Raw genomic sequence first — 23,459 nt, 5'->3', positions numbered from 1 at the left:
CCCGACGTCCTGGCCGCCCAACGTCGCGAACGCGCCAAGGTCCGCAGCGAGCGCCAACAGCGCTGGGGCCGACCACGGCCCCAAGCCGCCTGACCGACCCGGCCAACGTTCGTGGACAACGCACTAGACGCCTGGCCCGCTCCGGTCGTACGGGTGGCCGCCCGGACCGGACACGCCGTGCGGCGGCCCGGCCGAGGAGCACGCCGGTCAGGGCCGGCGGCAGGCCGCCCGGCTGGAGGAACTCCTCACCACGTGGCCGGCGAAGACTCAGCCGCCGACGGGCCCCTGACCCCGGGGGCCGGCGGTGCAGGCCGGCCGGACCGCCCCTTCGGTGGCGCGACGTCAGCGGATGCCGAGCTTCACCCACTTCGCGGCGCTGGGGACCCCTTTCGCGTCGATCAGGAACAGCATGTAGTACCCGGGCGGGGCGTCGGCCGCCGTCGCCGGGGTCCTGAGCCCGATCGCCGTGCCGCGGGTGCCGGTGCGGCGGAGCTCCAGGTGGCGCTGGCTGGTGTTCACCGAGTGCGTCACCGTCGACGGGGCCAGCAGCACGGCCCGCGCCACGTCCGCCGGGGTGGAGCTGAGCACCTCGAAGGCCTCGTCGTGGCCGAGCTCGCGCGCCGGGGCCCGGTCGAGCGCCGGGCGGCCGCCCCGGTGCAGGTAGGCGGGCTCGTACAGCTCGATGCTGCCGTCCATCGCGTCGTCGATGTCGGGGTCGTTGGCGATCTGCTGGAGCTCGTCGCCGGTGACCATCACCCGGCCGTCCGGCATCACCAGGGCGTTGGAGTGGTAGCCGCGCGGCAGCCGCTGGGCCGGTCCGAGCCGCCACCGCCCGCCCGCGTCCCGCAGCTCGACCTGCCGGTACTTGGGGTCGGCCCGGGGGTTGAAGGGGCCGTGGCCGTAGTCCCGGGTGTCGAGGGCGCCGTTGACGGTGAGCAGCGTCCCGTCCGGCAGGATCAGCGTGTCGTCCTGGGTGCGCCCGAACGCCCGCGGCGCCTCGGTCGTCCAGCGCCCGCCCGACAGCCGGTACGTGTACGGGTCGCGCGGGTCGCCCCCGAGGACCAGCACCGAGTCCGGGCCGCGGAAACCGGCCGGCAGCGGCACGGCCGATCCGTACCCCCGGAAGTCGGCGGGCCGGCGGGGGAGGTCGGTGCGCACCTCCTTGACCGGGTCGAACAGCCACTGCTGGTCGGCGTCGCGCCCCAGGCCGTAGATCATCCCGTCGCGCAGCGAGAACAGGTGCGGGTAGTCGTTGCGGAACGGCGCGTCGGTACGGAGCCGCTCGGCGGAGAGGTTTACCGGGATGTCGAACGGGCGCCGGGGGACGGGGTGCCTGAGCGCGGGGAAGCGTTCCACCACCGGGGTCGGGGTGCCCGTACCGCGCTCGGACTGGCCGGACATGATGATCTGGCGGCCGTCGGCCGCGGTCACGGCCGAGGGGTACCAGCGGCCGACGGCCATGTCCCGGTTGCGATACCAGTTCTCGGTCCACGGGTCGAAGACGAACGAGAGCTTCGCCCCGCTGCCGCCCTTCCCGCCGACGTTGCCGCCGAAGACCCCGACCATGCCGTTGGGGAGGTAGGCGTGCCCGGCGCAGAAGAACGGCGCGGGGCGCGGGGCGTAGCCGCCGTCGGGCATCAGGACGACGGGCGGCGCGACCTTCTTGAAGGCGTCCGCGCCGGTCCCCCTGGCCGGGTCCCAGAGGTAGCCGCGGCCGGCGTTCGTCCGGCCCACCGTACTGGTGGGGCCGGTCTCCTTCGTGGGGTCGGCCTCCACCCGCTCGAAGGAGAACAGCAGCACCTTGCCCGTGGGCAGCTGGGCCACGTGCACCCCGAAGTCGGGGGAGGGGAAGAACCGCGTGAACCGGCCGTACTCCGCCGCCGCGAACGCCTCGTTCGCCTTGAGCTGGGACTTCTCGTGCGCGGCCAGGCTCGCCGTGCGCTTCGCCTGCGGATAGCCCTGGGTCCCCTTGGCCGCCTCCCGCAGCCGTGCGTGCGTGCGGGCGTGCTCCGCGCCGAGGACGGCGGCCTCGTCGGCTCTCGGCGCGGGACCGGCGCCCTCGGCGCGGAGCGCGGGGTGCCCGTCGGGGGCGGGCCCGTCGTGGCGGGCCGTCGCGCCGGGGACGGTGAGGGCCTGGGCGGGGGCCGCCCCGAGGGCCAGGGCGGAGGCGATCAGCCATACCGTCGCGGCGGCGGACCGGTGGGCGCGGGACATGGAACTCCTCACCGCAGGAGGCTCCGGCACCGTGCCGGCCGGCTCCGGAGCCCCTGAACATCGGATTGACTGCGCCGATGCTAGGAGAAACCGGGCCGATCGAACCGATGCGACGCGGCACGGAGCCGTCCGGCCGCCCGCAACCGTCCGACTGATCGTTTCTCTCCGGCGTTCCCGCCGTTCCCGTCAGCTCCCGTCCGCCGCGCCACCGGCCTCGACGCCCCCTCCGTCCCCCGACGGCGGCAGGGTCAGCACCCACCACTGCCGCAGCGTGCGGAGGGTGCGGAGGAAGACGTGCGGCCCCCGGCAGACGGGGCGGGCGTAGCGTCGGACGGGGTCGCCGTTCGGGAAGACGAGGCCCGCGCGCCCGACGACGACCGATTCCCCGCCCCTCAGCCGGAGATGGTGGACGGCGTCCGCCCGGCGGGGCCGGCGACACCCCGCTCGGCCCCTCCGAGCAGGAGCAGCCGGTCCCCGCGGACCGCGAGGCCGCACGGTCTCGATACCGGCAGGTCGCGGATCCGGAGCGTTCCGCCGGGCCCCGTTTCCACGAGCGGTGCGCCGGGCCGGCACACGGCGTGGACCGCGGAGCCGGAGACGTTGACCGTGCTGACCTCCGCCACGTCGTGGTGGGGCTCCGGAGGGCGCAGGTCCCAGGCGTAGTCGCCCGCGTTGCCCCAGCGGACCAGCGCGCCCGCGCTGACGCGGTCGCCGCTGTACACCCCCTCGACGGCGTACCCGGTCCAGAAGCCGGGCCGGCCGCCGGCGATCAGATGGGTGAGCCGCGTTCCCAGCGGGTACCGGCGCCGCGAGCGGCCGTCGGGGCCGAAGATCTGGCCGGACCGCGCGTTCGGCCCGCCGCTGCCGGAGAGGACGAAACCGCCGCCCGGGAGCGCGTCGAAGGCCTTCGGGTCCACGGCTACGCCGCGCAGGTGCGCCGGAAGCGGCCGCCGGCCGTCGCTCCGCGTGCCCGGGGGAGCGTAATGCCGCACACTGCGGTAGAAGGGTCCGCGTACCCGACGCGCGGGCCGTGGTGAGGGTGTTCGGCGTGCTCGAGGTCCCGCTCTGGCTGTGGGGGGCGTTCGCCGCGACGGTGGTGGTGTCGCTGGCGGTGGACCTGCTGGCCCACCGCACCGCACACGTCATCGGCTTCAAGGAGGCCGCCGCCTGGAGCGCCCTGTGGGTGGGCCTCGCGCTGACCTTCGGCATGGTCGTCTTCCTCGTCCTGGGGACCGACGCGGGCACGGAGTACACGACGGCCTGGTTGCTGGAGAAGAGCCTGTCGGTCGACAACCTGTTCGTCTTCGCCGTGATCTTCGCTTACTTCAAGGTGCCCGGTGCCTATCAGCACCGCGTGCTGTTCTTCGGTGTCATCGGCGCCCTCGTCTTCCGCGGCATCTTCCTCTCCCTCGGCGTGGCCGTGGTCAGCCGGTTCACCGCCGTGCTGTTCGCCTTCGCGGCGGTGCTCTTCTACAGCGCCTACAAGCTCCTCAAGGGCGAGGAGGAGAGCTTCGACCCGGGCAAGAGCTTCGCCGTACGGATGCTCCGCAAGATCATCCCGGTGAGCGACGAGTACGCCGGGGCGAAGTTCTTCGTGAAGGAAGCCGGCAAGCGGATGGCGACCCCGCTGCTCGCCGTGGTCGCCGCGATCGAGGCCGCGGACCTGATCTTCGCCGTCGACAGCGTGCCGGCCGTCCTCGCGGTCAGCGACGACGCGTTCATCGTCTACACCAGCAACGCGTTCGCCATCCTCGGCCTGCGGGCCCTCTACTTCATGCTCGCGGGGCTCCTGGACCGCTTCCAGTACCTGAGCAAGGGACTGGCGGTCATTCTCGCCTTCATCGGTGTCAAGCTCATCCTCCAGGCGTCCCACGAGATGATCAGCCCGGGCATCCCGGAGATCCCGTCACCGGTCAGCCTCGCGGTCATCGTCGTCGTCCTGGCGGGTTCCGTGGTGCTCAGCATCAGGAGGCCACCCCCCGCGGGACCGGGCGGGGCGGACAAGCCAGGACTTTCCGACCAGCCGGTTCGGGTTTATCGTAAAGAGATGGTCAAGACAAAGGGTGCGGTCGACGCCTACGTGTGTCCGACCTGCAAGCAGTCCGTACCGTCGGCGGTCCACCGCCACAAGAACCTCGGGGTCTTTGTTCCCACGTGGGGCCCGGGTGCCTGTCAGAACCGCGACTGTGCCAGCTACCGGCTGGACCCCGGTCGCAAACCCCCCGGGGCGTCGTAGCGGAGGCGGAGGCGGCCTCAGGCCGAGGAGCGCTCGACCAGTGAGGTCGCCGTGATGACCGGGCCGGGCGCGGGGCGCCCGTCCGCGCCGCCGTTCAGGATGCCCAGCAGCAGCCCGGCCATCAGCCGTCCCATCCCTTCCACGTCCTGGCGTACGGTCGTCAGCGGCGGGTCGGCGCCCTCCGCCACGAGTTCCGCGTCGTCGAAGCCGACCAGCGCCACGTCCCCGGGAACGGTCAGCCCGCGCTCCCGCAGCACCCGCAGCGCGCCCGTCGCCATGAGGTCGTTCCCGGCGAACACCGCGTCGATCGCGTCGGTCCCCGCGCGGGTCCCCGCGGCGGTCCCCGGATTGCCGTCCAGCAGCCGCGTCATCGCGCGGGCCCCGCCCGCCGCCGTGAAGTCGCCTTCGGCGATCAACGCGGGGTCGGCCCGCGGCAGTACGTCCCGGTACCCGCTCAGCCGGTCGGCCGCCGACGTCTGGTCGAGGGGGCCGGCGATGTGCGCGATCCGCTTCCGGCCCCGGGCCAGCAGGTACCGTACGGCGTCGCGCGCGCCCCCGCGGTTGTCCGCGTCCACGTACGTCACGTCCCCGTGGTCCCCGGGACCGGCCGTCCATCCCGGCCGGCCGCCGTAGACCGTCGGCATCCCGATGCGGCGCGTGATCGCGGGCAGCGGATCGTCGGTGTGCAGGGAGAACGCGAGCGCACCGTCCACGTGGCCCCCCGCCAGATAGCGGTCGATGCGGTCGTAGTCGCCGCGGTCCTCCACGAGCAGCAGCACCAACTGCGTGTCGTGAGAGGTCAGTTCCTTGCTGATGCCGCGCACCTGGCGGGAGAAGAAGGGGTCGGAGAAGATCCGGATCTCCGGCTCAGCGATGATCACCGCGACGGCGCCGGTGCGCCGGGTGACCAGGGTCCGGGCGGCGGGATTGGGCACGTACCCCAGGTCCCGGATGGCCTCGCGCACCTTGTCCGCCAACCGCGTGCGGACCCCGTCGCCGCCGTTGACGACGCGGGAGGCGGTGGCGCGGGACACCCCGGCACGCGCGGCGACCGCCTCCAGGGTGGGGCGGTTCCCGGGACGGTGTTCGGGCACGGATGCTCCTCCTGTTGTCCACGGGCGCTCGCCTCGCCTCGCCGGACAGCAGGGTAACCGGTACGGCCGGGGCGCCCCGGCCGTACCGGTCGGTCACCAGCCGATGCCCAGGGTCAGGCCGGTCGGAGGGTCGGCGTTGCCGAGGATCTGCACGGAGGACTGGTCGTTGACGTCGTCGTAGGGGAAGCCGTACGCCCGCCCGCCGAGGCCCACGGAGTGGAAGAAGGCGGAATAGTCGTTCTTCGCCGCCCCGCCGTAGTACGCCGACGGCGTGTACCAGGCGGCGGTGTCCAGGGCGACGCCCCGGTGGAAGGCGGCGCAGAACTCGGCACCCAGCTGCTTCTCGGTGTCGTTGCCCGTCGCCATGGCGCCGGAGCAGGCCATCACGTCCGGGGAGGTCGGCTTGTGCAGGGTGAAGGGGCCCGCGCCGTTCTTGGTGAAGACGAGGTCGGAGCCGGTGACCCGCCCGGAGAAGGTCTCGCCGAGGCGGGTCAGCGTGAAGGGATGGGAGGTGTACCGGGCCCAGGCCTGGTCGATGGCGGCGGTGAGGTGGTGCTGCCGCTCTCCGCCGGGCTGGAAGAGGTCCGACGAGCGCGGCGCCACGATCCGGTAGGAGTTCTGCAACGGCTTGAAAGCGGCGCCGACGGAGGCCGCGTACCGCCGCATGACCTCGGCGCGGTCGAGGGCGATGCCCTGGGTGGTGTCGTGGCCGCTGGAGGCCTGGCGCAGCCGCGAGGTCATCGGGAAGCCGAACTGATCGACCTGGGTGGTGTTCCCGCCGAAGGGCACCTGCCCGTGGACGTAGGTGTACTCGTACCAGTCGTAGTGGACGTCGTTGTTGGGGTCGTCCGGGTTGCGCGGGTCGGGGCCGCCCCAGCCCTGGTCGTCCGGAGAGACGGGGAGATATACGGGGGAGCCGAGGGAGAGGTAGATCCGGCCGCCGCGGATCGAGGGCGGCGACGGCACGGTCCCGCCTACCTGGGCGAGGGTGAAGGACATGTTGGGATAGCTGACGCCGCGTTTGACCAGGTGGCCCGGGGCCGTGGCGTCGAGGTGGCTGATGCGGGCCATGGAACCGTCGGGCCTCATGTACGACCACTGGCCGGGGGTCACCTGGCCGAGGACGGTGATGAAGACCTGCGTGTCGGCGTACGCACCACGGGTGTTGTTCTCGAAGGTGATGGGGAAGCTGCCCGTCCCGCCCCCGCCCCCGCCTCCCGTGCCGCCGACCGTGTGGGTGTAGCGGGGGGTGCCGAGGAGCGTGCCGCCCTTCTCGTACGTGAACCAGTACGGGAGGGCGGTTCCGGGGGTCAGGCCGGTGACGGTCCGCTGCCAGGTGCCGCCGGCGTTCGTCATGCGGAGGTTCTGCTGGCCCAGGCCGCCGCCCGGCAGGTAGTGGACGTCGACCAGGGCGGCCGGAGCGGCCGGGGCGAAGTCGAACCGGACCGCCCCCGTGCCCTGACCGGTGACGCCCTGGGTGTAGTCGGGCCCGGCGGCCCGGCCCGTGGCCGGGACGACCAGGAGGGAACCGGCCAGGGTTGCGAACAGCGCCCCGAACAAAAGTAGTTGACGGAGCGGGCGAAGCCGCCGGAGCGGTCGGAGCGGGCCGCTCCGGTGGGTGGCGCGTGCGGTGTTCATCAGGGTCCTCCCCGCTCGGGTCAGTGGCCGAAGCCGAACCAGTTGACGTTGACGAAGTCGGAGGGCTGGCCGCTGGTGAAGGTCAGGTAGACGTCGTGGGTGCCGGTGACGGATGTGATGTTGGCCGGTACGGTCCGCCAGTTCTGCCAGCCGCCGGTGTTCGCCACCGAGAAGCTGCCGACCGGCGGGGCGGTCCGGCTGCCGAGGCGGACCTCGACGAGGCCGCTGATCCCGCCGGCGGCGCCGCTCGCGACCCGGCCGAGGAACTGCCTGGCGGGGGTGGCGCCGAAGTCCACGCCCTCGTAGACGGCCCAGTCACCGTTGCCGATCGCCGTCAGGTCCTGGCCGCCGCCCGCGTCGGCGGTGGTCTCGTGCGCCACGCCGGCCTGGCCGTCGTGGGACTCCGCCTGGATCGTGGCGTACGCGTCCCGGTGGCCCGGAGGCGGCGTGGTGGGGGGAGTCGTCGGGGGGACGGTCGGGGGAGTGGTGGGCGGGGTCGTGGCGCCGGTCGAGCGCAGGACCGTCACGTAGTCGACGACCATGGGGTGGCCCGGCTGGGTGCCGGCGTCGGGCCCGCCGCCGAAGGCCGCCGGGAACTCGCCGCCCATCGCCACGTTCAGGATGATGAAGTAGCCGTGGTCGGTCGCGTTGGTCCAGGTCGCCGCGTCCACCTGGTTCGCCCGTACGGTGTGGTAGTTGACGCCGTCGACGTAGAAGCGCATCTCCTCCACCGCGGCCGACCTGTCCCACTCCACCGCGTACGTGTGGAATCCGGACTGGCAGCTGGTCCCGGGGCAGACGGTCTGGCCGCCGATGCCGGACTTCTCGTTGCAGGGGCCGCCCGGGCTGGTGCCGCAGTGCATCGTGGCCCAGACCTGGTTGATGCCCTGGACGTTCTCCAGGATGTCGAGCTCGCCCACGCCCGGCCAGTTCCACCAGTTGCCGCGGTAGGGCGCGCCGAGCATCCAGAACGCCGGCCAGTAGCCCTTCGCCGCCGGGCCCGTCACGTTCGGCATCTGGATGCGCGCCTCGGTGCGCATCCGGCCGCCCGCCGGGGGTTCGAAGTCGGCCCGTCGGGTCTCTATGCGGCCCGAGGTCCAGTTGCCGGCCGCGTCCCGTCTGGGGGTGATGCGGAGGTTGCCCGCGCCGTCGAGGGAGACGTTCGCGGGGTCGGCGGTCATCGTCTCGATCTCCCCGGTGCCGAAGCCCCCGGGGCCGCCGGGGTAGCTCGTGCCGGTGGTGTACTGCCAGTTCGCGGTGTTCACGCCGGAGCCCGCGGCCCCGTCGAAGTCGTCCAGGAACACCTGGGACCAGCCCGCGGGGGCGGGCGGAGCCGCGGCGCCCGCCGGCAGGGTCAACGCCGCGGCGGCGGCGATCACGGCTACGGCGGCCAGTGCGGCCTCGCGGGCCCGTCGGGCGGTGGGTCGCCGGCTGTCGGATGTCAGACGCATGGATGCCCTCTCTGAGGCGCCGCGAGGCGCCGGTGGGGGAGGTTCAGAGGCGGGGGAGCGATGGGCGCGCCGCCTTGAGAGCGCTCTCAAGCGGTGCCGCTGCCACTGTGCTCCCCCGCCCTGAGGGCGTCAAGACATCGCGCCGGGCAAGGGCGTGGCCGGCGGGGGAGTTCAACCGTTGAACGCTCGCCGGGCCGGCCGTCCCCGGGGGAGCCGGTGCCGGGCGGCCGGCGCCCGCCGCCCGGCCGCCGTCCCGCTACCACCGTTTGCACCGCCCGCCCGGCCGCTCGCCCGGCACCGCCCGGCCGCCGTCCCGGCAGCACCCGACCGCCGTGCGGTGCCGGTGGCCGTCACCCGTGCGGCCCAACCCGCCGCGACCGGCTCACTCCGGCGGCCAGAGCACCTCGTCGGCGCCGGGGAGATCGTGGACCGCCGTGGCCGTTCCCGTCAGGGGCAGCAGCCCTTCCAACGGGCAGACCACCGGTGTCTCGTGGTCCACCTCCCACTGGCCGGCCGCGTTCCCGCCGGCCCGGTCCGTGGTGCACACGGCGTACAGATGGCCGGAACATCCCCGGCAGAGCAGGGTCTGGTGTCCGCTCATGACGGGCCCGCCTTCTCGAGTGCGGCACCGGCTAACGCCCGGGCCGCCGGGGACATCGGGACCTCCGGCCGGGCCGGCGGGTTGCGCCGCGCACCCCGCCCGGGGGGCCGGGGGGCGTGCCACGCCGGAGTGCCGGGTGCGCCCCGCGCTTGTAGCGTCGGTCGCGTCAGGAGTCCGGGTGACCCGACAAGAATCCGCCGGCCGGTTCGCTTGCGCGGAACACCTCCCGTCAGCGCGCCGCGCCACCCGTGCGCCGCCCGCGTCAGCGCCGAGCAGGTCCGCCCCTCGCGCACCGACCGGGCACACGGGCAGCCCCCGTACGAGAGGCCGTGCCGATGCCGAAGGATGCCGCGACCGCCCCGACCGCCCCGACCGCCCCGACCGCCCCGACCGCTCCGACCGCCGCGACCGCCCCGATAGTCCCGGTGGCCACACTGGCCCCGATCGCGAGTCTGATCCGGGTGGAGAGGGGCCTGGCCGCCCCCGAGGAACTGGCCGCCATCGCGGTCGTGGTCGCCTGCTACGCGCGCCGGACCGGCCGCGAGCGCGACGCGGCCAGGGCGAAGGGAGCGGGCCCCGGACAGGGCGCCCGCCGCCCCGCCCGGGCGAACACCGGCTGCTGGGCGGGCTGCTGGGCCTGCCGCTGAACCCCTTCCGCCGGCCGCGCGCACGGCCGGCGGAAGGGAGAGCGAGGTCGTCACGCCCGGCGCAGCACCGTAGACATGACTTCGAGCAGCACCGCCCGGGGATCGGCGACCGAGCCCTCCGACCGCCACGCGACGAACCCGTCCGGCCGTACGAGTACGGCTCCCTCGGCCGTCAGCTCGTGGGCCGCGGCCCAGTCGGCGTCGCCCTCCGGGATCAGATCGGCGTCGCGCCCGGAGCCGAACGCGTACGCGTCCAGCCGCACCGACAGCTGCCCGCCCACCGCCTCGGCGGCCTCGCGCCACGGCGTTCCGGATCCGCTGAGCAGCACGAAGGACCGCTCGTACAGGTCCAGCGTGGACACGCGCTCGCCCGCCCGGGTCACCCACAGGTGCGGGGCCCGGGTGCCCGTGTCACCCGTCAGGCGCAGCGCCTCCGGGATGATCGGCCGGCCGGGGTCGCCCCCGACGACCGCGCCCTGCGGGTAGCTGTAGCCCATCGCAGTGGTGAGGACCCCGCTGCCCGGCCCGCCGCCCATGGTGGGCGGGGGCGCGTACCCCGGGTGGCTGTGTTCCGCCGAACGGGCCGAGGCGCGCTCGCTCGTGGCCCGGGCCACCGGCAGCCGCTCGGCCTCGTACGTGTCGAGCAGCTCGATCCCGGCCGATCCGTCCAGCACCGCCGCGATCTTCCAGGCCAGGTTGTGCGCGTCCTGAATGCCGGTGTTGGAGCCGAACGCCCCCGTGGGGGACATCTCGTGGGCCGCGTCCCCGGCGAGGAACACCCGCCCGGACGAGTACCGCTGCGCCACCCGTTCGGCCGCGTGCCACGGCGCCTTGCCGCCGATCTCCACGTCCAGGTCCGGTACGCCGATCGCGTTGCGGATCTGGGCCACGCAGCGCTCGTCGGTGAAGTCCTCCAGGGTCTCGCCCCGGTCGGGGTGCCACGGGGCGTGGAACACCCACTGCTTGTCGTTGTCGACCGGCAGCAGTGCCCCGTCGGCTCCGGGCCGCATCAGGTAGCAGACGATGAACCGCAGGTCGCCCAGCGCCTCGGCGAGCCGCTCCGAGCGGAAGGTGACGCTCACGTTGTGGAACAGCTCGCCGTTACCCGTCTGGGGGATCCGCAGCTGCTCGCGGACGGGGCTGCGGGGCCCGTCCGCCGCGATCAGGAAGTCGGCGCGCACGGTGGTGTGCTCGCCGGTCTCCCGGTCCTTCACGACGGCGCTCACCCCCGTCGCGTCCTGGTCGAAGCTCATCAGCTCGGTGGAGAACCGCACGTCGGCGCCCTGCGCGCGGCTCTGCGAGGCCAGCACCGGCTCGATGTTGTTCTGGCTGCACAGGCACCACCCGGTCGGGCTGAAACGCCGGAGCGCCCCGGACGGGTCGATGGCCTTGACCAGCCACTTGTGGTTGTCACCGGTCAGTGACTCGGTCTGCAGAATGCCCTGGTTGCCGTCCAGTACGGACGCCGCCCGGCGGATCGCGCTCTCGGCTCCCGCCGTACGGAACAGCTCCATCGTCCGGGCGTTGATGCCCCGGCCGCGCGGGTGCGCGGAGGTGCCGGAGTGTTTCTCGACCAGCAGGTGCCGCACTCCGTGGCGGCTCAGGAACAGGGAGGTGGACAGGCCCACGAGAGAGCCGCCCACGACGAGAACCGGTACGCGAACATCGGCTTTGTCTTCCATAAGCTGCGGGCTCCTGTTTTCTGTGTGGGGGAGTGGAGTCTTTATGCCCCCGATCCAAGATCAGGCCCAGTTGATTCGCCGGTTGTCACCCGCTTGATCCGGACATGTAGCGGTACGTCCCCTCTCGGATGACGATGAGCGACAGCGGATCCCCCTGAGACGCGCCCGGCCCGCCCTTCCCGAACGGGGCGGCCCACCGGCCCGGGAGACCGCCACCGGTGACGGACGAGGGGTCCGTACGCGCTGGATCTCCACCCCCTCATGAAGGAGTGAGTAGATGACAACCACCCTGTCCGAACGGGTGTCGCAGTCAGCCTTCGACGGCTCCATGCTCCGGGTCGTCCTCCTGATGGACCTCCACGAGGGGACCCAGCAGCAGTTCTTCGAGGCGTACGAGAAGCTCCGCCACGACATCGCGTCGGTCCCCGGCCACATCAGCGACCAGCTGTGCCAGTCCTTCGAGAACCCCTCGCAGTGGCTCATCACCAGCGAGTGGGAGAGCGCCCCCCAGTACCTCGCCTGGGTGAACAGCGAGCACCACGCCGAACAGGTGAAGCCGCTGGGCGCCTGCGCCCGCGCCATGCGCCCGCTCAAGTTCACCGTCCTGCGCGAGACGGGACGCGGCTACGACCAGGCGGCCCGGCCTGCCTCGGCCCGGCTCCAGCCCGTCCCCCGGCTGGGCGCGGGCATCGTGCGCCACGCCCTCACCTTCACCGTCAAGCCGGGCAGCGAGGAGGAGGTCGCCTCCATCCTGTCGAGCTACGCCTCGCCGGAGGCCCGGGTCGACGACCACACCAGGCTCTGCCGGACCTCGCTCTTCATGCACGGCAACCGCGTCGTGCGCACGGTGGAGGTCCAGGGCGACCTGATGGCGGCGCTGCGCCACGTATCCGAACAGCCCGGGGTCCGGGCGGCGGAAGAGGCGCTCAACCCGCACCTGGAGAAGGACCGCAACCTCAACGATCCGGAGTCCGCCCGCATGTTCTTCATGCGCGCCGCCCTCCCCGCGGTCCACCACATCGCCGCCGGGGAACCGGAGAGCGCCGACGTACGGCGGCACGCGCTGTTCTACCCGGCGAAGCCCGGCTGCGGCCCGGCCCTCGCCAAGTTCCTCGCCCGGCAGGACGAGGCCGCCGCGGACGGCGCAGGGAGCCCCGTGCGCAGCAGCAGCATCTTCCAGCGCGACGACATCGTCGTGCGCCTGGTCGACGTGCGCGGACCGCAGGGCGCGGAGCCCGACGCGGCCTACGGGATCCAGGACCCCCGCAAGGCGGCGGTGCTGGCCCGGCTGACGGACGTACCCGCCGAGCGGGCCGGCGCTGCGCACCGCACGATGAACCTGGTCACCGACCGCCGGGCACCCGCGCGGTCCTGACCCCCCCCGGTCCAGCCCACTCCCAGCCTCGTCCAGGCTTCCCACACGCCAGGAGGAACCCGTCATGACCAGAAAGCACCCACGCATCGTGGACCTGAGCGAGACGCCGCCCAACCGCAGGCGCGGAGGCGATCTCCGGGCGGTGCTCACCCCCACCTCGGTGGGGTCCACCAGCGGCTTCATGGGTCTGGCCGTGATGGCCCCCGGGGAGTCGATCGCCGAGCACTACCACCCGTACTCCGAGGAGTTCGTCTACGTGGTCGCCGGGCACCTGGAGGTGGACCTCGACGGCGAGGCCCACCCGCTGCGCACCGACCAGGGGCTCCTCGTCCCGCTGAACGTCCGCCACCGCTTCCGCAACGTCGGCGACACCGAGGCCCGGATGGTCTTCCACCTCGGCCCGCTCGCCCCGCGTCCGGAGCTCGGACACGTGGACACCGAGGAGGCACCGCACCCGGAGAGCACCGCCTGGGAGCAGCCCCCGGACCGTACCGGGGTGGTCTCATGACGCGCCGCCGGGTGGCGGTCACCGGGGTCGGCGTCGTCGCCCCCGGCGGGATCGGCGTCACCGCCTTCTGGGACCTGCTGTCCAACGGACGCACGGCGACCCGCGCCATCACCCTCTTCGACCCGGCCGGGTTCCGCTCCCGGATAGCCGCCGAGGTCGACTTCGACCCCGCCGCGCACGGCCTCACCGAGGGCGAGGCGGCCCGGGCCGACCGGTACATCCAGTTCGCCCTGGTCGCCGCCCGCGAGGCGGTCCGGGACTCCGGTCTCGACCTCACCACCGACGAAGCCTGGCGGACCGGGGTCTCCCTCGGCACCGCCGTCGGCGGAACCACCCGCCTGGAGCACGACTACGTGGCCGTGAGCCAGTCCGGCGCCTGGTGGGACGTCGACCACAAGCTCGCCAGCCCCTTCCTGCACCGGGCGTTCACGCCCGCCACCCTCGCCTCCGCCGTCGCGGAGCAGACGGGTGCGCGCGGCCCGGTGCAGACCGTCTCCACCGGCTGCACCTCCGGGCTCGACGCCATCGGGTACGCCGTCCACTCCATCGAGGAGGGCCGGATGGACGTCTGCATCGCCGGCGCCTCCGACTCACCCGTCTCGCCCATCACGGTGGCCTGTTTCGACGCCATCAAGGCGACCTCCCCCAACAACGACGACCCGGCCCACGCCTCCCGGCCCTTCGACGCAGACCGGGACGGATTCGTCCTCGGCGAGGGCGGCGCCGTCCTCGTCCTGGAGGAGCTGGAACACGCCCGCGCCCGCGGCGCGACCGTGTACTGCGAGATCGGCGGTTACTCCACCTTCGGCAACGCCCACCACATGACCGGGCTGACCACCGAGGGCCTGGAGATGGCCCGCGCGATCGAGACGGCCCTGGCCCAGGCGCGCATATCCCCCTCCGACATCGACTACGTCAACGCGCACGGCTCCGGGACCAAGCAGAACGACCGTCACGAGACGGCGGCCGTCAAGAGGGTCCTGGGAGACCACGCGTACAAGACGCCGATGACCTCCATCAAGTCGATGGTGGGCCATTCCCTCGGCGCCATCGGGGCGATCGAACTCGCCGCCTGCGTCCTCGCCATCACCCACCAGGTGGTCCCGCCGACGGCGAACTACGAGACGCCGGACCCCGAGTGCGATCTCGACTACGTGCCCCGCACCGCCCGCAGCCGCACGCTGCGCAGCGTGCTCTCGGTCGGCAGCGGCTTCGGCGGGTTCCAGTCCGCCGTGGTCATGAGCCGGCCGAAGGAGGAGGTCTCGTGAGCAGCCGTACGGTCATCACCGGCATCGGGGTCGTCGCGCCCAACGGCATCGGCGCCGACGCCTTCTGGAAGGCCACCCAGTCCGGCATCAGCGTCCTGGACCGCGTCACCCGGCCCGGATGCGAGCACCTGCCGCTGCGCGTCGCGGGCGAGGTGCGGGGCTTTGACCCCGGCGCGATGGTCGAGGACCGGTTCCTCGTACAGACGGACCGGTTCACCCACCACGCGCTCGCCGCGGCCGACCTCGCCCTGGAGGACGCCCGGCTCGGCCGGGCCGACTACGAGGACGAGCCGTTCTCCATCGGCGTCGTCACTGCCGCCGGCTCCGGCGGCGGCGAGTTCGGCCAGCGCGAGCTCCAGCACCTCTGGGAGCAGGGCCCGCGCTTCGTCGGCCCGTACCAGTCGATCGCCTGGTTCTACGCCGCGAGCACCGGCCAGATCTCCATCCGCCGCGGCCTCAAGGGCCCCTGCGGGGTCGTCGCCAGCGACGAGGCAGGCGGGCTCGACGCCTTCGCGCACGCCGTCCGGGGCATCCGCCGGGGCAGCCGGGCGATGCTGGCCGGCGCGACGGAGGCACCGCTCGCGCCGTACTCCATCGTCTGCCAGCTGGAGTACGAGGGGCTGAGCACCCGGGACGACCCCGAGCGCGCCTACCGTCCCTTCACCGCCGGCGCCTGCGGCTACGTACCCGCCGAGGGCGGCGCGATGTTCGTCGTCGAGGACGAGGAGGCGGCACTCGCGCGCGGAGCCACCGTGCGCGCCGTACTGGCCGGCCACGCCGCTACCTTCACCGGTACCCGCCGGCCCGACGAGGCCGGCGAGGGCCTGGCCCACGCCATCCGCGGCGCACTGCGGGAGGCCGGCTGTGCCCCCGAGGAGATCGACGTGGTCTTCGCCGACGCCCTGGGGACACCTCAGGCCGACGCGGCCGAGGCGGCGGCCCTCGCCGACGCCCTCGGCGGACACGGCCGCAGGGTGCCCGTCACAGCGCCCAAGAGCGGTACGGGCAGGGCGTACTGCGCGGCGCCCGCCCTGGACACCGCCGCGGCGGTCCTGGCACTGGAGCACGGCGTGGTCCCCCCGACCCCGAACGTCTTCGACGTGTGCCACGACCTCGACGTGGTGACCGGCGGCGCCCGCCCCGCGGAGCTGCGGACCGCGCTCATCCTCAGCCGCGGCCGGATGGGCTCGAACTCCGCGCTCGTCGTGCGCAAGGGCCCCTCGGCGCCCGCGTAGCGAGCCAGCAGTCCCCTCACAGGAAGAGAGACGCCACCATGTCCGACCGACTGACCATGGAGGAGCTGGCGGTCCTGATGAAGACCGCCGGCATCACCGTCGACCCCACCGAGATGGCGACCCGCCCCGATTCGGCCTTCGACTCGTACGGCCTGGACTCGCTGGGCCTGCTCGGGATCGTCGGCGAGCTGGAGAACCGGCGCGGACGGGCGCTGCCCACCGACGCCGACCGCTGCAAGACCCCCGGCGAGTTCCTCGACCTCGTCAACAACAGCCTCATGACAGGAGCCTGAGATGGCACACACCGAGAACGAGATCACCGTCAACGCGCCCCTCGACCTGGTGTGGGAGGTGACCAACGACCTCCCCGGCTGGCCGCAGCTGTTCAGCGAGTACGCCGCGCTGGAGATCCTCGAAGAGGAGGGGGACACCACCCGGTTCCGCCTCACGATGCACCCCGACGAGAACGGCACCGTGTGGAGCTGGGTCTCGGAGCGCACCGTCGACCGCGCCGCCCGCAGCGTGCGCGCCCGCCGGGTCGAGACCGGCCCCTTCGCGCACATGGACATCCACTGGCAGTACGACGAGGTGCCCGGCGGCGGCACCCGGATGAAGTGGACCCAGGACTTCGCGATGAAGCCGGAGGCCCCTGTCGACGACGCGTGGATGACCGACAACATCAACCGCAACTCCAAGGTCCAGATGGCACTCATCCGGGACAAGATCGAGCAGCGCGCGAGCGAGGCCGGTGTTCCCGCCGTCAGCCGCCGGTGATCCGTCCGCTGTGATCGGCCCCTGAAGCGAAAGGCAACCCACCGGATGCACCGCGCTCTCATCGTCGCCCGCATGGCGCCGGGATCGGCCCCCGACATCGCCGAGCTGTTCTCCGGCTCGGACGCGGGGGAGCTCCCGCACCTGGTCGGGGTCTCGCGCCGCAGCCTGTTCCAGTTCGGCGACGTGTACCTGCACCTGATCGAGTCCGAGCGGCCGCCCGGCCCGGCCATCGCGCAGGTCACCGAACACCCGGAGTTCCGGGACCTCAGCGACCGGCTCACCGCCTACATCAGCCCGCACAACCCGGACACGTGGCGCAGCCCGAAGGACGCCATGGCCCACGAGTTCTACCGCTGGGAGAACACCGCCGCGAAGTGAACCGAGCGGTACGGACGGGACCCGCACACCCTCGTGTGCGGGTCCCGCCGCGCGTGGTGGCCCGGCCGGTCCGCGGAGCCGGGCGGCAACCGGAGCCGGGGCGGCCGCCGGCGCCCGTACGGGGCCGTCCGGCGCGTCGGCGACCACAGGGCGTGAGCTATGTTTGAACGCGAGTGACATGAGAAGGAGGCCCGCCGGTGTCATCGGGGCAGCAGGCACGCGCACAGGCGGCCGCGATCACGCCGAGCGGCCGGCAGCCGCCGGGACCGGAGCGGGGGAAGCCCCCCGCGGACCGGCTCCTCGCGCTCTTCGACGGCCACCGGCTCTCCCCGGGGCAGCGCCGGATCGCGCAGTACCTGATCGACCACCTCACCGAGGCCGCGTTCCTGTCGATCACCGAGCTCGCCGAGCGGGTCGGCGTCAGCCAGCCCTCGGTGACCCGCTTCGCCGCGTCCCTCGGGTTCAGCGGCTACCCCGCCCTGCGGGACGTGCTCCAGCCGATCGCGCTGAGCGCGGTGGCCGGGTCCCCGGACCTCCGCGAGCAGATCCGCCGCAACGAGCTCCAGGCGGCCGTCGACGCCGAGATCGAGAACCTGGAGAACGTGCGCCGGCTGCTCGCCGACACCAACCAGGTCCTCGACATCGGCCGCGAACTGGCGGCCTCGGTGCCGCTGACCGTGCTCGGGCTGCGGATCTCGGTCTCCCTGGCGGAGTACTTCGCGTACGCGGCCCGGCGCATCCACCCCGACGTACGGCTGGTGACCCGCGGCGGCAGCGTCGCCTTCGACGCCCTCCTCCAGTCCCGGGCGGCCGGCGGGACCTGGGTCCTGGCCTTCGCCATGCCGCGGCACGCCAAGGAGACCCTGGCCGCGATCCGGGCGGCCCGCAGCACGGGGCTGCGCGTGGTGCTGATCACGGACCCCACGCTGGGGCCCCTGGTGGATGAAGCGGACGTGTCGCTGACCGCGGGGACCGGATCGCGCCTGGTGTTCGACTCGTACGCGGCGCCCGGGATGCTTTCGGCGGCCCTGCTCCAGGCCATGGCCGACGCCGACCCGGAGCGCACGCAGGCACGCCTCGAAAGCTACGAGCAGGTCGCCGACCAGCACGGATTCTTCCTGTAGCAGCCGGTCACGGCTATCTGACCACCGGGAATATTCAAACCTACCGGTGCATGAAATTTTTCATACGCTTGCTTACTCGACGGTATATATGTTTACTGGCGGCGGCGCTCCGGATCCACCAGATGCCAAGGAAGGCGTCCCCACGCCCTCCTGAAGAGACACCCGGCACGACGAACCTCCTCAGGTCGCGGCCCCGGGTGCCGAGTCCAGGCTTACGGATCCCGCCGAGCGCCCCGGCGGCCTCGGTCAACCCCTGGGCCGAGGCCGCCCACCCGTACGTCCCACCCCGCACGTCTCGATCAGAGTTCGACACCCCTCGGAAGTGACGAGAATGCCCCAGACCGCCACCATCACGCGCAGCCCGGACTGGCCCCTGCAGGTCAAGGCCCCCGGGACCCACGACTGGGAACGCACGGCATCCCGCTGGCTCAGGGACCTCCTCCCGGCCCGCTACGGCAGCTACCTGACGCTGAACCGCCACCACGCGATCCTCGTCCGGCACGTGCAGCTCCAGCTCCAGCACGAGATACGCGCGGTCCGCGTGGCGCTCCAGACCAGCCGGGCCGAGCTGCCCACGCTGGGCGTGGCCGAGTCCGTCATCGAGAACACCATCAGGATGTACGCGGTGGAGCTCGAGCAGCTCAGCCGCCTCGCCCGCGGCGTCCGCCTCGTCGACGAGGCACTGAGGGCCGCGCGGCCCAAGCGCTGACGGATCCCGTGGCGCCTCCCGGATCCCGCCGCCCGGGCGGGATCCGTCCGGGAGCCCGGCGGCCCGGGCGGGATCCGGGTGCGGACCCCGGCGGACCACAGATCGTCCCCCGGGGCGCACTTCGGGTCGTCCCCCCGACCGGCTCACGCGCGGCTCACGTCCGCCAGGAGCGCAGGCGGTCCGCCACGTCGAAGACGCTCACGCGCAGCAGCCGGATGTCGGTGACGAGCTCGCGCCACTGCTCGTACGGGGCGTCGACCGTCCCGCCGCCCGAGGCGTCGACGTAGGCGACGGCCACCCCGTACGCGAAGTACTCGTTGTGGTCGGGGAGTGGCCGCAGCAGGACGATCGCCTCCAGGAGCGCCGCCGCCCGCCAGTAGGCGTCGGGGTCGTCCACGTGCAGGCTGGGGGTGTTCACCCGGTGCCGGGCGACGGCCGCGACGAGCGCGGAGTGGTCGGCGACCTCCACGTCCTTGAAGAGGGCCTCCTGACGCTCCAGCAGCCAGCGGTGGTCGATGTGCAGTTCCACGCGCCTCACGCCGCCCGGGAGCCCGGACGGCCGGTGGCGCCGGCGCGTGGGGGGAGGGCGGCGTGCGGGGTGACGGTGGTCTCGGCCATCCCCCGAGTATCCACGTCCGCGCCCCGCGCCGGAGCCGTTTCGGGTCCGGCCGCGGAGGGGCGGTTCACGGTGACCTGGCACAGCAGGGCCTGCCCGCACTACGCGGCCGGTCTGGTCCTTGCCGCCGGGTCCTGACCGTTCCCGGAGGTTCTGGACGGTTCCCGGCGGCTTTTGGCGGCTTCCGTGGACCGCGCGTCGCCCCGCGGGGTGACGCGCGGGGCGGCGCGGGAACGCTACGGCCTCGGCAGGACGCAGCCGGGGCGGTTCAGGTCGATCACGTTGCCGGGGCCTGTGCACGGGACGACGGTGTACGTCTGCTGCGCGTAGTTGATGCCTCTGCGGACCGTCACCCTTCCGCTCTCGTCCACCTCACACGGGTTGTTGTCGGTGCGGCGGCCGCCGTTCTCGTTGCCCGTGTTGTTCACGGCGACGACCTCGCCGCTGCGACAGGTCCGTGTCGGTCATCGTCGCGTACGAGATCTTGCTCGCCCGCAGGGTGACGACCTCGGAGCCCGACGCGTTGAGCAGGGAGAACGAGCGGGTGGAGGGACGGTCCTTGACGACCTCGCCGGCCGCCGGGAAGCCGGCCTCCAGACAGTGCCCGTTGGACAACACCAGCGCGGGGTCGTTCGGCTGGGAGGCGGGCGCGCGGACGACGGAACCGGAACAGTTGCTGAGCGCCACGGTTCCCGCGTAGGTGACGGCGACGGCGGGCGCGGCGGGGGGCGGGGGCGGCCCAGCGGCCGGGACATCCGGCGCGGCTCCGCGGCGCGGCTCCGCGGCACGGCGCTGCCCACCGGGCCCGAGAGGTGGCCGAAACCCGCTTTCCGTGATCTTGGTCGTCCGACGGCCCGGGGCGCGGGCGGGGACGCGCCGCCGCTCGGCGCCCACGCCGCCGCTCCGGCGGCTCCGGAGCCGAACGAACGGGCCCTCGGGGCGTCCACGGTGGTCAGCGCGATGCGAGGGCGAAGGGGTCATCCGTACGCCGCGCGGGCTTCCGCGCCGCCCGCGACGCGCGACGGCCGTCGGGCGACGGCGTCCCCGTTCCGGGCGCGCTCGCGCACGGTGAACGGTCCGGTCTCAGGCTCTGGCCGAAAACAGCATGATCTGGCTACCGCAAAGGTGTTCCATACCGGACCCTTTGCCTCCTACGGTCGGTGCAGCACAGTTCCGGACCAGGAGGCAGCGTGGAGCGCGAGATCGGCATCGATGAACTGGTGGCGGCGATGAAGGCCGTCGACGAGGCGGGTCGGCTCTTCGAGGACGCCCTCGCCGTGTACGGGGCGCGCGGTCCCAAGCGGACCGGAGACGACTTCAAGGTGGCGGGCGGCCCGGTCCAGACGCTCCAGGGCGCCGAGGAGATGGCCCGCGGTGCGCGCAGGCACCTCGCGGATCTCGCGCTGATCGTCGGGTACGCGGCGGCCGGTCTCGAGGACCCGGTGGGCGGCCGGATCGAGGCGGTCCGCAAGGGATTCACCGGCGTCTCCGTCGGCGGCTCCCGCATGGCCCGCCCGCTGCTCGAACCGACTGTACGGGGGCTGCGGCTCCTGCTGACCGTGGACCTCTTCGATCCCGAGTTCCGGGAGGCGGTCGAGGAAGTCGTCCGCGCGGAGAGGGCCACCTACCCCGACCCCGCGACCTTCCGCGTCCCCGCGTCCGCAATCGCCCGGTCCGTGGCCCGCCCTGCCTGAGCCGCCGCGCGGTCCGGAGAGTCAGCGGCCCCGGCCCACGGCCCCCGGCGCCTTGGTCCGCGGGGGCGGGTTCGCGGTTGTCCGCCGTGTACCGGTTCGGGGCCTGGCGGGCGCCGCCGCGGCGGACCGCGTCGTCAGGCCGGGGGCCACTGGTCCTCCCGGGGTATGACGGCCTCCAGCGGCAGTGTCACGGACACCGCGTACCCGCCCCCCGGCCGCGGGCCCGTCTCCAGGGTGCCGCCGAGGGCCGTCACCCGTTCGCGCATGCCGACCAGGCCGTTGCCACCGCCGTCCGGGGAACCTTCCGCGGGACCGCCCGAGGACGGGCCGTCGTCCTCCACCCGCACGGCCAGCGCACGCGACCGCCAGGCCAGGCGGACGCACGCGGAACGTGCGCCCGAATGCCGTACGACGTTGGTCAGCGCCTCCTGGACGATGCGGAACGCGGCGAGGTCCACGCCCGGTGGCAGGGTCCGGGCCGTCCCCTCGGCCGTCACCTCCACGGCGAGCCCGGCCGCCGCGGCCTGTTCGACGAGCTCGGGGATCCGGTCGAGCCCGGGGGCGGGCGCCCGCGGCGCCTCGCCCGGGTCGCGCAAGGTGTCGAGGACCAGCCGGACCTCGCCCAGTGCCTCCTTGCCGGCCTCCTTGATGGTGGTCAGGGCCGTACGGGCCTGTTCGGGATCGGTGTCGAGGAGGGCCAACCCCACCCCGGCCTGCACGTTGATCACCGAGATGCTGTGGGCCAGGACGTCGTGCAGCTCCCGGGCGATGCGCAGCCGCGCCTCGTCAACCCGCATCCGCTCGGCCGCCACACGCGCGGCCCGCTCGTGCGACCACTGCTCCCGCCGTACGCGCACCAGCTCGAACACCGCGAGGACGGCGAGGATCCACGCGACGGCGCCCACGTCCCGGGTCCAGGATGCCGGGCCGTCGCCGGGGGGCGGAAGCCACCGGTAGAGCCAGTGCCCGATCAGCAGGTGCCCGGCACAGACCAGCCCGACGGCGCCCCAGGCCGCCCACCGGTGTCCGGCGACGACGGCCGCGAAGCAGGCCACGCCGAGACTGAGGAACTCGGGACCGTAGGGGAACCCCGCTCCGAGGTAGGTCAGGGTGACGGCGCAGACGCCGAAGGCCACGGCCACCGGGTACCGGTGGCGCAGGACGAGCAGCGCGGGCCCGAGCAGCAGCAGGAGCCGGCCGAACCAGTCCAGCGTGACCCGGCCGGTCTGTGCCTGCCCCGCCCACCCCGCCCCGAGCTGCGCCAGGACGGCGACGAACAGCGCCGAGCGCCAGGCCGGGCCCCGCCCGGTCCGCTCCACCCATCGCCGCCACGGAGATCCGAGGCGCTCACGCTGCTCTCCCATACCCGCCACGCTAGACCTCGCCCGCCGTCACCGGCGTCACCCCTGCGTAGCGTCTGCGGCATCCACCCCAGGTAGTACGCGAAGGCGGAACATCCCCCGGCCCCCGGCCCCCGGCCCCCGGCCCCCCGCCTCCCGGCCCTCCGGCCCGTGGTGCCCCGCCCCGATTGACCCCGCCTTCGGCACGGCGGGGGACCGGGGATAGAGTCCCGTGCTTGTTTGAATCGAAGTGAAGCGGGGGCTTGGATGAACGCGAAACTGCGGGAGACCGCAGACGAGTTGGCGGACGTGTTGTGGCGGGAGCACACCGTCTACCGCGACCGTACGGGGTGCGTCGTCATCCGGGGGGAGCACGTCGAGCGGTGGATCAGCCTGTCCACCGGCGCCGGGCGCGACGAGGTGCTCCTGCGGGCCGGCCGGATACTGGACGGCGGTACGACCGCACCGGCCCGCACCGAGGCGGTCGCCAGCCTTTCCGCCGGCACGACCGCACTCGCGGCGGTCTGCCGCAGGCTGCTGGCGGAGACCGCGCCCGGCCCGTCCCGCCCGGCCGCGCGGCGCGACCGGCGGCCCCGCCGGTCAGGGGGCGGGCGCGGCCGGCACACCGGCCTCGTCTCCTGGCTGGTCGTGGCCTGCGTGGCAGGGCTCATCGGCCTGTACGTCGCCGGCAGGACCGGCGTGCTGTAGCAGCTGTCCGGCAGGGCAGGGCAGGGCAGGGCAGGGCAGGGCAGGGCAGGGCAGGGCAGGGCAGGGCGGGGCAGGGCAGGGCAGGGCAGGGCGGGGCGGGGCGGGGCGGGGCGGGGCTCGTTCGAGGTCCCGCCTCCGCCGCGCCGGGCATCCCGTACGGACGGGAT

General features: G+C 73.4%; 21 protein-coding genes and 2 pseudogenes. 13 read left to right on the top strand and 10 right to left on the bottom strand.

The genetic code is table 11. From position 1 onward, the window contains the following. Positions 1-342: 342 nt before the first annotated feature. Positions 343-2,214, bottom strand: coding sequence for a glyoxal oxidase (locus OTB16_RS38085; protein WP_267727353.1), 1,872 nt, complete (start codon positions 2,212-2,214; stop codon positions 343-345). A gap of 392 nt (positions 2,215-2,606) precedes the next feature. Next, a complete protein-coding gene (locus OTB16_RS38080; RefSeq protein WP_267727351.1) occupies positions 2,607-3,131 on the bottom strand; it encodes a hypothetical protein in 525 nt (174 codons plus the stop codon). A gap of 131 nt (positions 3,132-3,262) precedes the next feature. Between OTB16_RS38080 and OTB16_RS38075 the strand changes: the two are divergent. Continuing rightward, positions 3,263-4,216, top strand: a pseudogene (locus tag OTB16_RS38075) (TerC family protein); the annotation flags it as partial. A gap of 251 nt (positions 4,217-4,467) precedes the next feature. Here OTB16_RS38075 and OTB16_RS38070 read toward each other — a convergent pair. The 4 genes from OTB16_RS38070 to OTB16_RS38055 all read right to left on the bottom strand — a co-directional run bounded on the left by OTB16_RS38070 (position 4,468) and on the right by OTB16_RS38055 (position 9,234). After that, positions 4,468-5,544: a LacI family DNA-binding transcriptional regulator gene (locus tag OTB16_RS38070; RefSeq protein WP_267727349.1), complete on the bottom strand. Its 1,077-nt coding sequence runs from the start codon at positions 5,542-5,544 to the stop codon at positions 4,468-4,470. A 93-nt stretch (positions 5,545-5,637) separates the two neighbouring features. Continuing rightward, complete coding sequence (locus OTB16_RS38065) at positions 5,638-7,182, bottom strand: glycoside hydrolase family 64 protein (RefSeq protein WP_267727347.1); 1,545 nt, start codon at positions 7,180-7,182, stop codon at positions 5,638-5,640. A 20-nt stretch (positions 7,183-7,202) separates the two neighbouring features. Beyond that, positions 7,203-8,633, bottom strand: a complete 1,431-nt coding sequence (locus tag OTB16_RS38060; RefSeq protein ID WP_267727345.1) for a glycoside hydrolase family 16 protein — start codon at positions 8,631-8,633, stop codon at positions 7,203-7,205. Between the two features lie 382 nt (positions 8,634-9,015). Continuing rightward, positions 9,016-9,234, bottom strand: a complete 219-nt coding sequence (locus OTB16_RS38055; protein ID WP_267727343.1) for a hypothetical protein — start codon at positions 9,232-9,234, stop codon at positions 9,016-9,018. Between the two features lie 335 nt (positions 9,235-9,569). Between OTB16_RS38055 and OTB16_RS38050 the strand changes: the two genes are divergently transcribed. Beyond that, positions 9,570-9,881: an acyl-CoA carboxylase epsilon subunit gene (locus OTB16_RS38050; protein WP_267727341.1), complete on the top strand. Its 312-nt coding sequence runs from the start codon at positions 9,570-9,572 to the stop codon at positions 9,879-9,881. A 50-nt stretch (positions 9,882-9,931) separates the two neighbouring features. On the opposite strand, the gene OTB16_RS38045 is transcribed toward OTB16_RS38050, so the two are convergent. Then, complete coding sequence (locus OTB16_RS38045; RefSeq protein WP_267727339.1) at positions 9,932-11,563, bottom strand: FAD-dependent oxidoreductase; 1,632 nt, start codon at positions 11,561-11,563, stop codon at positions 9,932-9,934. Between the two features lie 277 nt (positions 11,564-11,840). On the opposite strand from OTB16_RS38045, the gene OTB16_RS38040 reads away from it, so the two are divergent. The 9 genes from OTB16_RS38040 to OTB16_RS38000 all read left to right on the top strand — a co-directional run bounded on the left by OTB16_RS38040 (position 11,841) and on the right by OTB16_RS38000 (position 18,934). Then, positions 11,841-12,938, top strand: a complete 1,098-nt coding sequence (locus tag OTB16_RS38040; RefSeq protein ID WP_267727337.1) for a SchA/CurD-like domain-containing protein — start codon at positions 11,841-11,843, stop codon at positions 12,936-12,938. Positions 12,939-13,002: 64 nt separating this feature from the next. After that, entirely contained in the window at positions 13,003-13,446 is a 444-nt protein-coding gene (locus OTB16_RS38035) for a cupin domain-containing protein (protein WP_267727335.1), read from the top strand. Beyond that, a complete protein-coding gene (locus tag OTB16_RS38030) occupies positions 13,443-14,714 on the top strand; it encodes a beta-ketoacyl-[acyl-carrier-protein] synthase family protein (RefSeq protein WP_267727333.1) in 1,272 nt (423 codons plus the stop codon). The genes OTB16_RS38035 and OTB16_RS38030 overlap by 4 nt, the downstream gene beginning before the upstream one ends. Continuing rightward, a complete protein-coding gene (locus tag OTB16_RS38025) occupies positions 14,711-15,949 on the top strand; it encodes a beta-ketoacyl synthase N-terminal-like domain-containing protein (RefSeq protein WP_267727331.1) in 1,239 nt (412 codons plus the stop codon). The genes OTB16_RS38030 and OTB16_RS38025 overlap by 4 nt, the downstream gene beginning before the upstream one ends. A gap of 38 nt (positions 15,950-15,987) precedes the next feature. Next, entirely contained in the window at positions 15,988-16,242 is a 255-nt protein-coding gene (locus tag OTB16_RS38020; protein WP_267727329.1) for an acyl carrier protein, read from the top strand. Between the two features lies 1 nt (position 16,243). Further along, on the top strand, positions 16,244-16,723 hold the full coding sequence (locus tag OTB16_RS38015) for an SRPBCC family protein (protein WP_267727327.1): 480 nt from the start codon (positions 16,244-16,246) through the stop codon (positions 16,721-16,723). Between the two features lie 45 nt (positions 16,724-16,768). Beyond that, positions 16,769-17,101 carry a TcmI family type II polyketide cyclase gene (locus OTB16_RS38010; protein ID WP_267727325.1) on the top strand — a complete coding sequence of 111 codons (333 nt, stop codon included), beginning with the start codon at positions 16,769-16,771 and terminating at the stop codon, positions 17,099-17,101. Positions 17,102-17,298: 197 nt separating this feature from the next. Beyond that, complete coding sequence (locus OTB16_RS38005; RefSeq protein ID WP_267727323.1) at positions 17,299-18,225, top strand: MurR/RpiR family transcriptional regulator; 927 nt, start codon at positions 17,299-17,301, stop codon at positions 18,223-18,225. A 331-nt stretch (positions 18,226-18,556) separates the two neighbouring features. Next, complete coding sequence (locus OTB16_RS38000; RefSeq protein WP_267727321.1) at positions 18,557-18,934, top strand: hypothetical protein; 378 nt, start codon at positions 18,557-18,559, stop codon at positions 18,932-18,934. Positions 18,935-19,088: 154 nt separating this feature from the next. Here OTB16_RS38000 and OTB16_RS37995 read toward each other — a convergent pair whose 3' ends face one another. Together OTB16_RS37995 and OTB16_RS37990 are read right to left on the bottom strand one after the other, a co-directional pair. Then, positions 19,089-19,463 (bottom strand): toxin Doc, encoded by a 375-nt coding sequence (locus tag OTB16_RS37995; protein WP_267727319.1) that lies wholly within the window; start codon positions 19,461-19,463, stop codon positions 19,089-19,091. Positions 19,464-19,786: 323 nt separating this feature from the next. Then, positions 19,787-20,387 (bottom strand): annotated as a pseudogene (locus OTB16_RS37990) (hypothetical protein). Positions 20,388-20,740: 353 nt separating this feature from the next. Between OTB16_RS37990 and OTB16_RS37985 the strand changes: the two are divergent. Further along, positions 20,741-21,244, top strand: coding sequence for a hypothetical protein (locus OTB16_RS37985; RefSeq protein ID WP_267727318.1), 504 nt, complete (start codon positions 20,741-20,743; stop codon positions 21,242-21,244). A 134-nt stretch (positions 21,245-21,378) separates the two neighbouring features. Here the strand turns inward: OTB16_RS37985 and OTB16_RS37980 are convergent, their stop codons facing one another. Beyond that, a complete protein-coding gene (locus OTB16_RS37980; protein ID WP_267727316.1) occupies positions 21,379-22,608 on the bottom strand; it encodes a sensor histidine kinase in 1,230 nt (409 codons plus the stop codon). 243 nt (positions 22,609-22,851) lie between these two features. Here OTB16_RS37980 and OTB16_RS37975 point away from each other — a divergent pair, with 243 nt between their 5' ends. Next, positions 22,852-23,292, top strand: a complete 441-nt coding sequence (locus tag OTB16_RS37975) for a hypothetical protein (RefSeq protein ID WP_267727314.1) — start codon at positions 22,852-22,854, stop codon at positions 23,290-23,292. The last annotated feature ends 167 nt before the right edge of the window (positions 23,293-23,459 follow it).

This window comes from Streptomyces antarcticus (assembly GCF_026627255.1).
In the GTDB taxonomy this organism is placed as follows: domain Bacteria; phylum Actinomycetota; class Actinomycetes; order Streptomycetales; family Streptomycetaceae; genus Streptomyces; species Streptomyces antarcticus.
The sequence above is the reverse complement of the archived record's forward strand: the minus strand, read 5'-3'. Positions and strand labels throughout refer to the sequence as shown.

What these genes read in the sequence shown, in the direction of transcription:
- OTB16_RS38085 (WP_267727353.1), bottom strand. Translation starts at nt 2,214, where the DNA reads ATGTCCCGCGCCCACCGGTCCGCCGCCGCGACGGTATGGCTGATCGCC.
- OTB16_RS38065 (WP_267727347.1), bottom strand. Translation starts at nt 7,182, where the DNA reads ATGAACACCGCACGCGCCACCCACCGGAGCGGCCCGCTCCGACCGCTC.
- OTB16_RS38060 (WP_267727345.1), bottom strand. Translation starts at nt 8,633, where the DNA reads ATGCGTCTGACATCCGACAGCCGGCGACCCACCGCCCGACGGGCCCGC.
- OTB16_RS38055 (WP_267727343.1), bottom strand. Translation starts at nt 9,234, where the DNA reads ATGAGCGGACACCAGACCCTGCTCTGCCGGGGATGTTCCGGCCATCTG.
- OTB16_RS38050 (WP_267727341.1), top strand. Translation starts at nt 9,570, where the DNA reads ATGCCGAAGGATGCCGCGACCGCCCCGACCGCCCCGACCGCCCCGACC.
- OTB16_RS38045 (WP_267727339.1), bottom strand. Translation starts at nt 11,563, where the DNA reads ATGGAAGACAAAGCCGATGTTCGCGTACCGGTTCTCGTCGTGGGCGGC.
- OTB16_RS38040 (WP_267727337.1), top strand. Translation starts at nt 11,841, where the DNA reads ATGACAACCACCCTGTCCGAACGGGTGTCGCAGTCAGCCTTCGACGGC.
- OTB16_RS38035 (WP_267727335.1), top strand. Translation starts at nt 13,003, where the DNA reads ATGACCAGAAAGCACCCACGCATCGTGGACCTGAGCGAGACGCCGCCC.
- OTB16_RS38030 (WP_267727333.1), top strand. Translation starts at nt 13,443, where the DNA reads ATGACGCGCCGCCGGGTGGCGGTCACCGGGGTCGGCGTCGTCGCCCCC.
- OTB16_RS38020 (WP_267727329.1), top strand. Translation starts at nt 15,988, where the DNA reads ATGTCCGACCGACTGACCATGGAGGAGCTGGCGGTCCTGATGAAGACC.
- OTB16_RS38015 (WP_267727327.1), top strand. Translation starts at nt 16,244, where the DNA reads ATGGCACACACCGAGAACGAGATCACCGTCAACGCGCCCCTCGACCTG.
- OTB16_RS38010 (WP_267727325.1), top strand. Translation starts at nt 16,769, where the DNA reads ATGCACCGCGCTCTCATCGTCGCCCGCATGGCGCCGGGATCGGCCCCC.
- OTB16_RS38000 (WP_267727321.1), top strand. Translation starts at nt 18,557, where the DNA reads ATGCCCCAGACCGCCACCATCACGCGCAGCCCGGACTGGCCCCTGCAG.
- OTB16_RS37980 (WP_267727316.1), bottom strand. Translation starts at nt 22,608, where the DNA reads ATGGGAGAGCAGCGTGAGCGCCTCGGATCTCCGTGGCGGCGATGGGTG.
- OTB16_RS37975 (WP_267727314.1), top strand. Translation starts at nt 22,852, where the DNA reads ATGAACGCGAAACTGCGGGAGACCGCAGACGAGTTGGCGGACGTGTTG.